Genomic DNA, 13447 nt, shown 5'->3' on the forward strand with positions numbered 1-13447 from the left:
ATGTTATAGTAGAAGGTTTTAAATTTAATCCCCTAGAGCTAACTCATAATTATAAATTGCTGATAACAAATTACAACGCTTTGCATAACGGCGGCGACGATTCCGATAACGACTCGACAAGATTTTAAAAATTTTCAGACTCCGGTTAACGTGTTCAATAACAATTCTTTCTTGTGCTAGAGCTCGATTGTAGTCTTTTTCTAAGAGAGAAAGTTTCCCATTTTTAGGTTTCTTTCTAGGAATATAACTATTGGAATGATAATCTTTTATGCCTTGATACCCACTATCTTGTAAGCTATCTGTTTCGGGATGAAAATGGATTTTACTTTTTTTAAACAAGCTAAAATCGTGGCAATGTCCTTGCCCAAAAGCAGTGCAAATAATTGCTCCTGTCTCTTGATTAATGACCAATTGAGTTTTGAGGGTATGACATTTCTTCTTGCCTGAATAATATTTTTTCTGTTTTTTTTTTGGTCGTTCAATAGCTGTTTCTGTGACATCGATCGCCACGACTGCTGGATAATCAGAGTTTTTGAGTAATGCTTTTTTCCCAGTCAGACGGAATTTTCCCGTTTTCATTAAAGTTGATTCGATGTCAATTACAATTCGGCAAATAGTTGATTCAGATACTCCCCAATTTGTCGCAATATGAAAATATGTTCGATATTCTCGCCAATATTCCAATGCGACTAAGACCTGTTCTTCAAGAGTTAGGATAGTCCCACGCCCTCTTCTGTCTTTATGATTTTCTGACCTGAATTATTCCAAGGCTTTAACCATTACTTTTAAGGTTTGAATTTTGACACCAAATCTACGTTTAAATTGATAAGATGTCTCTCTTTAGATAAGATTGATTTTTCATGATTTACTGATTGTGCAACAACCAATATAAGTTTCTAGTATCTTATCCTGTTTCTAGCAAGGCAAGAGTAAAAATAAGTTAAGAGTTGGGATTCAATCCAGTAAAACTCTCTATTATATCATAAAATTATTTTGCAAGAGGTCTATTGCAACAAATTACCAAGGGCAGCAGCCCCAACTTTTCCAGAGCAACTATCACAACCCCGCCCCAAGTCAAAACCCTTGCTGGATATGTCTTTATTGCTGCGTGCCTATTGCTTTCTCGGATTGCTGGAAGGGTTGGCAGGAATGACAGGTTTTCTGTTGGTTTGGTGGGCAAATGGCTACGGAATTACGGAGTTGCAGGCGATTAATTCGACCATTCTGGCACGATCGGCGAATGCTACCCAGATGGCAGTTTATCATCAAGCAACGACTGTGACATTAGCTGCGATCGTTGCTTGTCAGGATGGCAACGTTTTTGCTTGCCGCAGTGAGCGCGTCTCGATTTTTCGCTTAGGCTTTTTTAGCAACCGTTTGATTTGGTTCGGGATTGCTGTTGAGTGGGCGCTGATTCTATCGATTATCTATGTTCCAGCCTTACAAAAAATCTTTGCCACTGCACCGCTATCTCCCGTGCAATGGTTGATACTGCTCGTTTGTCCGCCATTAATCTTGATGGCTGACGAACTCCGAAAGCAAATCTTGTACAGGGTGGCGCATAAATAGCCGTAGGGTGCGTCGCTTGCAGAAAATCCCCAAAGAACGATCGACAATTGAATAGCGACGCACCTGAGAAACACGCCCGTGAAAACAAACGCAACATTTTTGTGTAGCAAGACTTTTGCGATCGCGTTTAGGAGTGTGCGCGGTGCGATCGCACTACCAAAATAAACAAGCTGAATCAAGGCGAAGCAAAGAAGCTGGTTTTAGACAAAACCAGGAAATTTCTCACTCAAACTTCGATCGAAATAATACTGACACCAAAATTCTGCTACTTCTAACAACATCGGTATAGATTCAGGAGTTATACCTGAACCATACTGCGGGGCATAACGTTCTACATATTCTCTAGCTAGTTTATAAATCCAATAGGGAAAATCGTTGTCTACGAAACAACGCAGTGCATAGTCTAATTTCAATAAATATCCACTGCGGACAAAATGTACTGTTGCCCAGTGAACATTACGACGATCGTCCCCTTGTAGGTCATTAATTGTTCTCAATAACCTATAGATAGATTGCGTGCCTTCATCAGTAGGATTTTCTAAGTAAATTTCCATTAGGGCGATCGCCTCATCGACTACCTGTTTGTGCTGTTCCCATTCTTCTTGAGGGTAGTGTTCGGGACAAGTAGCCTGATTCATCTGGTGTTCTACTCGTTTAGCAATGTAGAGCGCAAATTTTTCGGCGGCAACTCGATCTTCTGTGCACAAACTTTTGATACTTGTCAGCCTGGTTATGGATATAGCAAATCGAGTTTTTTCAACTTCTTTGGCTGTTTGAACCCATTTTTTGATTTTATTGGCAATAGGAGCTTGTGAAGTTTTTGGTTTCATTTTAATTAATAGAATGCACAAATTTTGTCGTCTATGTCTTTGTGTATTATACAGAAAGCTATGTCATAGATGCCGATCGCCATTTCGGTGGTTTTTCGGGAATTTTGCTGTTTTGGGCGATCGCACTGGGAGTCGCGGGTTCAAATCCCGCCGCTGCGATCGCAAAAACCCGCCGAATTAAGCGGGTTTTGTAGTTTTCCTAAACCTAAATCTTTTCACTCTTGAGAAATGATTAAACAATCACTGCCAACTTTCGACAAAAAATCTGGAAACGCTGATGTGGGGTTTCCATCTTTGTTTACAACTCTGCGGAGTGTATAGCCTTTTTCAGGAACTTTGCCGAAAAACGAGTTTCTGCGATCCCAAATATCCCCATTCGGAGTGTTCGGATCTCGATCTATCAAAAAATCCATCAGCCACGACGGTACAGACAATCCAAACACGATCGGCGTGATGTGCCCGTGCTGCAAAGCTGCATCCGAGAAGCGGAACAAGTAGCTGAAGCGAGAAAATTTGACGGCATAAAGTAACATCCGTCCCGCCATTGATGAATGAAATGTCCAGACAACTGGATCATAAATCCGCAGCAATAACGTTCGTTGGTTAGCATTCCATTCAGAATTGTACATCGTCAGACAATAGTCTGGCAAAATATTCCCGTCCATAAAGAAGATACCTTGGAGGGCTTCGGGAAATTCGGGTGGATGTTCTGCTTTCATCCAAGTTGCGATATTTTTTAGTTTCTTTGTTTCGATTAACATGGTATTATTTAACCTCGAAAATAGTTGTGATTTCCTGTCAGGTTAGATACCCCCTTTATTTATTAGTCCGTGAAGGTGGACTTCTTTTCAAGGCCGGGCGGGACACTCCACAAGCAATTTGATGTCTTGTGGAATAGGCATCTTGCCTGTTGCAAGGGCGAGACACTCCACAAGCAATTTGATGTCTTGTGGAACAGGCATTTTGCCTGTTACGATCGCCGAACTTTACCAACTGTACTCACCACATCCACCAGCATATTCATTGCAACGTCTTTAGCGGGGCAAATCCGTCCCGCGCTGCGATCGCCCACCGCATGAAAACCCATATGATAAGGGCACAAATTCTCGCGATTAGCGTTGAATTCGTACACCGTAGAGCCCCAGAAACTCCCGTCAAGCAGCCCTAGACTGAGCGGTATCAGTACCTTGGTGCCGGCGGGGAAAGTGCGTTCTTTGCCCCCTAGCGTGGCGGTAAATGGCTCTGTGGCGACTCGGTGTGTGGCGCTGACGGGAGCCCAGAGGCGCGCACATTCCAGGAGGAAAAGCTCGATCGACTGGCGATCGTCCAAATCGAGATCGTCCCAAAACTCAGTCGGATTAATTTCAGCCGTCTGTGTTCCTTTATACGCGGGTAGAGGGCGGTATCCCATAGCCGTGTAACCTAAGTGCAGGGGGCCTTGCAGTCCCGCTATCCCCATAATCGCTGTCATCAGCTTCGCCAATTCCCGCCTAGTCATCCCGTTGTTTTCCGAGCTCTCCTCGAAGTCGGCTAAAGCGGGAGAATTTTCGTAAATCGTCGCCGCGCGCTCGATGAGAGCCGACAAATCCCCGTGTCCAAACAGGTTCAGGCTTTGCAGCAGGCTGCCGGCGACGGCGAAGTAGTGCGCGGGGCTTTGGCGGATGTAGTGTAAATCGGTGAGAAGTTCGATCGCAGGCTTGTCATCTGGGTTAATCCCAAAAATTACGTAGTGCAGGTATGGGACTAAAAATCCCATCCAACCGCGCTTCACATCCGTAAAAAACGCTCCCCCCGCGCCGTGCGGCATCTCGGTATAATCTGCTGCTAGCCGATCGAGTAACCGTCTGCTGATTTCGTCTCCTTGGCGAGTGGTTGTCGCACTGTTGAAGAGATACTTCTGCATACAGCTTCGGAAGGCTGCGTGGTTGCTGCTACCGTCTGGTTCGCGATCGGACAAAGACAGCAAAAACAGGTTCCTACCGCCGACATCTTGGTTGGGGGAGAGATCCGGATCGAGCACAGAAGTACCCAGCCTCCATCCGCGCGCCTGGGGCGATGTGAGTGCTGCTTCGAGTGTGGCAAATTCTCCCATCACCACTTGTCCCGCGCAGCAAAAATTAGCCCCGAAAGCCAGCCGTTTGATTTGCAAATAGGTGGGTTCGTTGGCAATGAAACCCTCAATTAGGGCGATCGCGGGCAGCATCGTTTTGCTGAGGCCCTCCTCTGGGTTTTGCAAAGCCCAAGCCTGAAACTCATTCAGGGCCGGGTTCATCAGCGGTGAGAAAATAGTATCTAAATTTAGGTTCATGATAATTCCTCCGAGATCCTCTGGCTATAACACGCTTCGCCTTTAGCAGCAAGAGGGTATTGAGTCCTTATTGAGTAGGATTCAATACCCCCAGAAATGCGAAAATCAGTAAGTATAACTATAGCCATGTTTATTGGTGAACGTCGTGGCAATATAGATTAATTCTACTGAATATGTTTGCGTCCAAGTCTAGCCTGGTTCCGGAGATTGACTGTAATTGATCACGATTGCTGGTAAGTATATATACTCTCTAGTTTTTAAGTGTTAGCGCCAATTTCTGAGAGTCGCAGATAACTACGGTTATCTGCGACTACTTGCTATTAGATTGAGGCAAAATCGGCGACACTAATCAGACTCGAAGATACCCCAGTTAGAAAAGCAAAAACTTTTCCGGTTGAGGCAAAACTAATCTGAGTTATGCCATTACTTTCAGTAATTGCCAATTGCGAGAAAGTCACTCCATTACCGAGAATCAGCAAATCTTTGCCATCTTCAAAATCAGCAACAGTATCGATGCCCGCATCAATAGATAGTAAGAAGCGATCGCTCGCCAAGCCTCCAATCAAAGTATCATCTCCCAAATCGCCGCTGAGGTAATCGTTGCCTTCACCTCCTAGCAGAATATCATTGCCTTGACCGCCGTAGAGGGTATCGTCGCCCTTTTCACCCATCAGGATATCTGCGCCTCGATTACCAGAAATAAAGTCATTACCAGCACCACCTGTCAAGGTATCAAAACCCTTACCGCCGTAGAGAGTATCATCGCCGATTCCGCCATCGATCAAGTCATTGCCTTGATTGCCGTTGATCCAATCATTGCCATCAAGGCCAAACAGGAAATCATTTCCCTTTTTGCCGCGCAACAAATCATCAGCAGCGCTACCGACTAGGGTATCATCACCATCAGTGCTTTCGACAGTGTTTTGGCCATCTTTGACTAATTCTATACCGCTATCGGGGAAGGGTTCTTCGGGATTTGAAGGTGCGCTGGAATCATCTGTTACAGTATTGCGGACAGTAGGGTTGTTAACTGTCGCCGACTGAATTTGGGTATTTAGGGATGCGCCTGTATTTTCTGCGATCGCCTGCTGAATCGTTTTACTTCCTGCTGCTACTTGCTGCAAGTCTTTGGCGACTTCGCCTTGTTCGACTTTTTGTACGCGGGCTATTTCGGTGGCTGCATCTGAAGACGAGGAATTGCTGGATGCGATCGCGCCAATCCGTTGATTGCCCTCTGCAATAATTTTTGCAGCATCGGAGGCAATGGGAGATACTTGCGGGGAAAGCAGTTCGCCTGCCGCCGACAGAATAATGGTCTGCAATTGTGCTGGATTGCTTAAATCGAGAGTGCCAGATTTTATTTGGTTGGCAAGGGTGAAAATAATGCGATCGGCAATCTCATTTTTAGCAGTGGTTGAAGCACCGCTAATTAAATTAGTTACCAAGACAATGGTATTTTGTACTTTGGCGTGGGCGGCATAAACAGCTAACCCGTTCGGATCGTTTTGAGTAATTGCTTCTAGCGGATCGTAGCTGCCCAAATCAACATCAGCCGGCAGCCCCAGCGCCGATTTCACTTGAGTTTCAGCAGTTTCAGGGTTAGTACCTTGCTGGGCTAACTCAGCGATGACGGTAGTTAAAGGTGTCACCACCTCTGACTCGGGAGTAGAAGACAACTGAGTGTCTAGAGGCAAATAGGTCGAGACATCTATCCCGTTGGTCATAATAATTTTGCCTTCGGTAGAGTCGATCTTGCCATCCTGATTTTTGTCAAACTTTTCTAGTTCTATTGTGAGGTCGAAGCTGCCATCAGGGTTAGTAAAGGCGAAGGGTTCATTATCATCTCGCACCCCATTGAAGTTGGCATCAAAGAAGACTTGCCCACCCGTTATGTAACCGTCAATGGCACGACTCTTGCGCGTCGAACCACTTCCCAATCGGAAGTCAGCCAGTTTGATTTCACCCAGGTGCTTCTCGTAAGCTGTGTTCCATGTAACCTTAGGGAGTTCCGTCCAGCTCAATTTGACCGAGCGATAATCAGCCTTAAAATCTAGGGCGGCTTTTACATCGCCATTGACTTCAAACAGGTTCAGCGGATTACTGATACCGGAAGTAATTTCTGAGGCATGAATTTTGCCATCGCCACTGGTGCCCTTGCTCAGGTCTTCGCCCACGTCGAGCAAGTCTAACTTAGCATTCGCCTCAATACCGCCCGTGAGATAAGCTTTAGCTACCAAAACATTAACCCCGCCGCTAGCTTTAATACTAGCCTTGAGCTTGAGTTCATTTACATCGTCTCCCGTACCATTCGCATTTTGGCGATCGCTCACGTAGAAGCCATCGAGAACTTTATAGGCATCTGAGGCATTAAAGCCAGATTGTTTCCATTGAGAAAGTCCAGAAGTATCAAAGCCGAACGCAAAGTTAGCTTTAGCTTCAAACTCTCCCTCTAACTTGCCGTTGACACCTACATTTACCTTAGGAATGGAGTAGATAGGAAACTCTTGATCAATCTTGAAGTTAAAGTCTAGTTTTGGCACTTTATAGGTGAACAAGTTGACATCCGGTTTACCCATCAGCAAGTCGATGGCAGATTGAGGATTGGTCAAGATCGGAAAACTCAGCCCATCCATCTTTTGAAAGAGGGTCAGCAACTCTTGAGTCTTGCCCTTTGACTTTGATTTAGCTTGGTCAGTGGGAGATGCCGGGATTTTGGTTTTAGTTGTCTTAGCGGTTTTAGTATCAGCGTTGGGATCTGTGGCATCGAAATCGATCGCGTAGTCACCTAAATCTATAGCAATGTTGCCCTCTTGAGATGAAAGACTCTTGAGCAAATGACTTGCTTCGCCGATGTACTGAAGGGCATCTAGGAATCGAGTATCGATCTTTTTGCCTGCCAGCTTTGCACCCACTTCGACCAGCGTCACCTTACCATCCTTCGGCGTCACCTTGCCATCCTTGCCATCGTTATTTTGGTCAAAGAAATCCCTGATAGCACTGAATTCAGACAGCAGTTTAATATCGCTGTTGAGTGCAGTAATGATAGGACGAGCCGGGTTAACAACATCATTGACTTTGGTAATAATAGGTTTGGCAAAACCCGTGATAAAGCTACCCAAGTCGAGCTGCATATTTTTGAATGCAACATTTGGTTTTTGCGGCCCGGTTAATTGATCGTTGGCGTAATTGAAAATCGGCCAATTGACTGCTAAGTCGAAGTTGTAGGAGGGGATAGCTGCATTCCCGTTAATGCTAGTTTTAGCTTTTAAACCGAGATTAGCACTGCTATTTAAGGTGGGAGTCAATAAGTCTGACAACTGATAGTTGCTGGTCAGTTCTGAGAAAGTTAAGCGATCGCCATCATTATTACCTCCCAAATTATCCAAATCATTTAATTTTACTGCAAATTTTGCTTGAGCTTTGGTAGGATTTTTTGCATCGTTGGCAAGGTCTATTTGGAAAAATCCTAAGTTACCTTGGGCATTGAAATTATCATCGAGACCAGCTTCTACATTGGCTGCCAGTTTAGTTTTGTTGGTGTCAACATAGAAGCCAAAATCTTTATTGACGCCAAATCCCAAGGACAAATTGCCGTCAAATTTGGATTGCGCTTTACCATTGACATTTAAACCTAATGCCGGAATTCCTAAATCTCCAGAAAGGTTAACATCTGGGAAATCATAATTTCGATCTAGAGAAATTTGCAGGTTGATATCGTCTGGAGTCCCATTACCAATTACCTTCAAGCTCGGTCTGGGGAAATAGAGACCTAGAAAAGATTTTGTCGAGACGGACTCAGGGAAATATTTTCTTAATCCTTCTTGCAAATTGCTGGCAAGTTTTTGAGTAAAGCGCTGGCTAAATTCAGAAGTTAATTTTGAACCTAATGCTTCGGAATTGAAATTACCACCAATCGAGTCTTGGATGAGAGATTGAAGGGTAGAACTGAGGCTGCTAACACTCAATGACTTCAACTCATTAACCGTACTCTCCCTCACAGTGTCAATGAAATTTAAAGCATCTGAATTGCCTGGGATAACATCTTTCAGTTTCCCTAAAATTGGCAAGTTAACTTGCATTAAATTTTGATTCAAATTGTCCTGAAGCTGATTTAATTGTTGACCTAACTGTTCTAATGTTTGCCCCCATTCAAAAGAGACATTATCGATGTTAACTGTTGGCTGTTGCGGTGTCGTTAATTGACCGTTAGCATAATTAACGATCGGCCACTTAACACCCAAATCGAAACCGAAGGAAGGAAAAGCAGGATTGTCCTTAATGCTAGTTTTAGCTTGGAGACCTAGATTAGCATTCGCAGTTAAGGTAGAATCGAATAAATCTGACAACTGATAGTTGCCGTTCAGTTCTGAGAGAGTTAAGCGATCGCCATCATTCGCACCTCCCAAATTATCTAAATCTTTCAAATTGACGGCAAACTTAGCTTCAGTCTTAGTGGGATTTTGAGCTTGATTATTCAGGTCAAGTTGTAAAACGCCTAAATTGCCTTTCGCCTTAAACTTGTCATCGATTCCTGCGTCAAAATTAGCTGTCAGCTTGGTTTTGTTGGTATCTATAAAGCAACCAAAATCTTTATTGACACCCACAGCTATTGACAAGTCAAAATCCGCTTTTGATTGTCCTTTTCCATCTGTAGTAAAACCTAATCCTGGTACTGCTAAATTTTGGGAGAGGTTAGCATCGGCAATTTGATATTGTTTGCCAATGTAAATTAGCAAAGTATTTTCATCTTGAGTGGAATTTTGATTTACCTTAACCTTGAACTCTGACCCAAGTACATTGCGGATAGTTGTTTCTAACTGATCTGTCGTTTGATTTGCCCCATTTTTAACTGCATCGACTAGCTTAGTCTTGAAGTTGCTAATAAAATCTGGGGAAATGTTCTTGAGTGGGCCGATAATGGGTAGGTTAACTGCCTGTAATTGATTGTCAAAAATTTTCTCAAGTTTATCCAATCCAGCTTCTACACCGCACCAATTCTTTGCATCGATGCCACCAGCAATGGTGTCATTGCCAATCCTTCGCGGTGCAGATGACGTTGGTGTTAGCGTGACTGGTGTCGGTGTCGGCGAATTTGAGTCTGGCGGTAGCGGTGCTCCCGTCGGAGTCGGTGTTCCCGTCGGAGTTGGTGTCGGAGTCGGCGTTCCCGTTGGTGTCGGAGTCGGAGTTGGTGTCGGAGTCGGAGTCGGCGTTCCCGTCGGTGTCGGAGTTGGTGTCGGTGATGGCGTTCCCGTCGGTATCGGCGTTGGAGTTGGTGTTGGTGTCGGCGCTATATCGTTATCGGTAATCGCCACCGTCGTGTCCACAATCCCAATTCCGTTATACTTAGCATCAGCACTCGCAGCCGTATGAGAAATACTGCCCGTATGATTTCCTTCAACAACCGCATCGTCAACAGCGGTGACAGTGACTGGTTGCGTGACATTCCAGTTAGTCGTGTCGAAATTAATCGGTGCGATCGCATTTATTTGACTGCCCGTATTAAAGCTAACTGTGACCGGTGCAGTTGGCTGCGAATTTAGTTTAAGTGTATAAGTGCCAGTCGCAACTCCTTCTGTAGCAGTTGTGATCGCAGGAGAAATGCTGACACCTGCTGTATCGTTATCGCTATTGCTAACAGTGACATCGGTGGGATTGAGGTTGCTGTAATTGCTATCAGTGCTCGCAGCGGCAGCGGTGACAATAGTGTAAGCGCGATCGCCATCGGCTACACTGTCGTCAACACCTGTTACCGTTACCTGCTGCGGAGTATTCCAGGTATTGGGAGTGAAAGTTAGGCTATTTGTCGAAACAGTTCCCTCTGCGGGATTGTCACTGGTGAGTGCGATCGCCACTGGTGCGATCGGCTGCGTGTTCAGGACAACGCTGAAATTAGCCGTACCGCCTGCTTCAGTCGTAGTTAATCCCGCTGTCGGGTTAACGGTAATCCCAGGAGTTTCGTTGTCGCTGTTAGTAACGCTGACATCCGAAGGATTGACATTGTTGTAATTGCTGTCGGTACTAACAGCCGCAGCGGTAACGATATTATAAGTTTTACTGCCATCAGCAATGGTGTCGTCAACACCCGTCACCGTTACCGTTTGCGGTTGATTCCAGTTAGCAGATGTGAAGGTTAAACTATTGCTAGAAACTTTTCCCTCCGCCGGATTGTCACTACTCAAACCAATGCTCACGCTAGCACTAGGTTGAGTATTAAGTTTGACGGTAAATGTCGCAGTGCCACCCGCTTCTGTCGTCACTGATCCGCTAACGGGATTGACTGCAATTCCGGCAGTATCGTCATTAGTAATAGTCGTTGTCGCGCTAGCAGTTGTAATTGTCGGAGTTTGACCGGGTGCAACTGGATTCGATAACGTGACAGTAATAGTTTCGTCAGGTTCGATCGCACTATCGCCTAAAACATCCAGCGTCAAAGTTTTGGATGTCTCGCCCGCAGCGAAATTAACCGTACCAGTCAGACCTGTTGCCCCGGAAGTACCGCCGATCTTGTTATAGTCAGTACCGTTGACAGCAGTTCCGGCGATCGCATAATTGACGCTACTCGCCGCACCAGTGCCGCCGCTGCGAGTCACAGTAAAAGTTAGAGGAGTTGTGCCTGTGTTGCCTTCGAGGATACTGGGAATACCAGCAGCAATGGCGTAAGAAATTTGACCGTTAGCTGCAATTGTCAGTGTTGTTTGTTTTGTTGTACCAGCAACGCCTCCAGTAATTGTACCCAAATTGAGAATTGCGGTTTCGGCGTTCTCTGGAATATTGTCAGGCTTAATAGTAAATGCAACATTCTTGGTAAGTGCCGAACCTGTTGCACCTGCGGCGAAAGTAATCGAGTTAGGGGAAATCGTGTAGTCTGAATTTTGGGTGCCTGTGCTACTCGGATCGATAACAATTGGTATAACTACATCGTTTAAGGGAGTGCCACCACTGATGATAACGGGAATATTAATTACTGTGTCTGTTGTTCCTTCTGTACCGCTGAAAGTAGCCGCACCAAAATTGACTGTATTGGGTGAATTCAACAGAATCGAGACATCTTTAGAGGAAAAGTTCGGCGTAGCTAGATCCAACTTGCCGTCTGCATTAAAATCTGCCGCAGCCATGAAACGGGGAATTGTCCCGACACTAAAATTAGTGGCCGTACCAAAATTACCCGTACCATCCCCCAACAAGACTGAGACGTTGTTATCGCCGCCGTTGGATGCAGCTAGATCGAGTTTGCCGTCGGCGTTAAAGTCGCCCGTTACCACAGATTCGGGAGACGATCCGACACTAAAGTTGATGGCTGTACCAAAATTACCCGTACCATCCCCCAACAAGACTGAGACGTTGTTAGTGGCAGTGTTCGATGCGGCGAGATCGAGTTTGCCGTCACCATTAAAGTCGCCTGTAACGACAGAATGATTCCCTGTCCCCGCGCTAAAGTTAACGGGGGCGCTAAAGTTGCCAGTACCGTCCCCCAACATAACAGAAATGTTGTTAGTAGCGGTATTGTTCGACGCGACTAAATCGAGTTTGTTGTCGCCGTTAAAGTCGGCTGTGGCGATCGAAAGAGATGCCCCTGCATTAATACTAACGGGAGTGCTAAAGCTACCGGTACCGTCTCCCAAAAGAATTGAAATGTTGCTACCGGCTGTGACTAAATCGGGCTTGCCATCTCCATTAAAGTCGCCCGCTGCGATCGCCCTCGGATTTATCCCTGAACCGAAGTTGGTAGGATTACCAAAACTACCTGTACCTGTCCCCAACCGGATCGAAACGAAATTGCCGTTGGTGCCAGTGGTAGGATTCGCCACAGCTAAATCGAGGTTGCCGTCTGCATTAAAGTCGCGGATTGCAATGGAATTGGGAACCTCGTTGCCAAGGTTAAATAAGTTGGCAGCAGTACCAAAGCTGCCCGTACCAGTCCCTAACAATATAGAAATATCTCTGGAGTTAAGGTTTGCCACGGCTAAGTCGGGGAAGCCGTCGCCGTTTAAGTCGCCCGGTGCGATCGAAATGGGAGTTGCCGTCGCAGCAAAGCCGGCGCTGAAGTTGGTGGCCGCACTGAAGCTGGAGAGAACGTAGTTGTAACCTGTCAGAACTTGCGGCCAAAATGCTAAAGGTGCTTTAATTTTCCCTACTGTCACTTCCAATTCCCAGTCGCCACCCAATGCTGCAATGCCTGTAAGCCTGGAAGAAGCTGCAACACTAGCTCCTGTTAGCTGACTCAAGCGCTGTACAAATGCTTTACCTAAATTTCCCTCAGCAACATTGCAGCCGTAGAGAAGAATTTCAGCATTTGGTGTTAGCCAGCGCGCCCATTCCTTGACTGCTTTGAGGAAATTGTCGGCGCGATCGCTCAACTTTTCCCAACTCAACTGAATTTTACCTAGTTCCAGGCTGCCAGGTGTGCCGTGAGAGATGATGTGAATTTCTGAAAATTTACCTCCCTGCAACGCTTCTGCAATTTGTTCTAAGCCGTTGCAGTTAGAATCCAATAGAATTACTTCGGTTCCAGGGATAACGCCGTCTGCTAAAGTTTGATAGTCTGGTACGGCTGTGTCGATAAATGCGATCGATCTGCTAGAAGGTTGGGTGATTGAGTTGGACATAATACACCTACCGATCGGCTAACAATTGTCATAGCTGATGTCTAGACCGCTGGCAGCTATGCAAGGGGTTTGATTAATATCTGGCGCATGCAAAGAAATTCATGTGAATCGAACATAGCCTTTTTACTGAAATC

At 45.5% G+C, this 13447-nt stretch carries 6 protein-coding genes and 1 pseudogene; 2 read left to right on the forward strand and 5 right to left on the reverse strand.

Annotation, left to right across the window (positions count from 1 at the left end):
* Nucleotides 1-24: 24 nt before the first annotated feature.
* Nucleotides 25-822: pseudogene (locus QUB66_RS12170) on the reverse strand (IS5 family transposase); the annotation flags it as partial.
* A 171-nt stretch (nt 823-993) separates the two neighbouring features.
* Between QUB66_RS12170 and QUB66_RS12175 the strand changes: the two are divergent.
* A complete protein-coding gene (locus QUB66_RS12175) occupies nt 994-1569 on the forward strand; it encodes a cation-translocating P-type ATPase C-terminal domain-containing protein (RefSeq protein WP_332968598.1) in 576 nt (191 codons plus the stop codon).
* Nucleotides 1570-1769: 200 nt separating this feature from the next.
* Here the strand turns inward: QUB66_RS12175 and QUB66_RS12180 are convergent, their stop codons facing one another.
* On the reverse strand, nt 1770-2399 hold the full coding sequence (locus tag QUB66_RS12180) for a hypothetical protein (protein ID WP_332968597.1): 630 nt from the start codon (nt 2397-2399) through the stop codon (nt 1770-1772).
* Nucleotides 2400-2440: 41 nt separating this feature from the next.
* Here QUB66_RS12180 and QUB66_RS12185 point away from each other — a divergent pair, with 41 nt between their 5' ends.
* Nucleotides 2441-2593 carry a hypothetical protein gene (locus QUB66_RS12185; protein WP_332968595.1) on the forward strand — a complete coding sequence of 51 codons (153 nt, stop codon included), beginning with the start codon at nt 2441-2443 and terminating at the stop codon, nt 2591-2593.
* Between the two features lie 21 nt (nt 2594-2614).
* On the opposite strand, the gene QUB66_RS12190 is transcribed toward QUB66_RS12185, so the two are convergent.
* From QUB66_RS12190 to QUB66_RS12200, 3 genes are all read right to left on the reverse strand, one after another.
* Nucleotides 2615-3160 carry a hypothetical protein gene (locus QUB66_RS12190; RefSeq protein ID WP_332968593.1) on the reverse strand — a complete coding sequence of 182 codons (546 nt, stop codon included), beginning with the start codon at nt 3158-3160 and terminating at the stop codon, nt 2615-2617.
* A gap of 209 nt (nt 3161-3369) precedes the next feature.
* On the reverse strand, nt 3370-4707 hold the full coding sequence (locus QUB66_RS12195; protein ID WP_332968591.1) for a cytochrome 450: 1338 nt from the start codon (nt 4705-4707) through the stop codon (nt 3370-3372).
* A gap of 320 nt (nt 4708-5027) precedes the next feature.
* Entirely contained in the window at nt 5028-13313 is an 8286-nt protein-coding gene (locus tag QUB66_RS12200) for a DUF4347 domain-containing protein (RefSeq protein ID WP_332968590.1), read from the reverse strand.
* Nucleotides 13314-13447 lie beyond the last annotated feature (134 nt).

The organism is Microcoleus sp. A2-C3 (assembly GCF_036706065.1).
In the GTDB taxonomy this organism is placed as follows: Bacteria; Cyanobacteriota; Cyanobacteriia; order Cyanobacteriales; family Microcoleaceae; genus Microcoleus.

Coding starts and splice junctions, on each gene's coding strand:
- QUB66_RS12180 (WP_332968597.1), bottom strand. CDS start 2,399: ATGAAACCAAAAACTTCACAAGCTCCTATTGCCAATAAAATCAAAAAA.
- QUB66_RS12190 (WP_332968593.1), bottom strand. CDS start 3,160: ATGTTAATCGAAACAAAGAAACTAAAAAATATCGCAACTTGGATGAAA.
- QUB66_RS12195 (WP_332968591.1), bottom strand. CDS start 4,707: ATGAACCTAAATTTAGATACTATTTTCTCACCGCTGATGAACCCGGCC.
- QUB66_RS12200 (WP_332968590.1), bottom strand. CDS start 13,313: ATGTCCAACTCAATCACCCAACCTTCTAGCAGATCGATCGCATTTATC.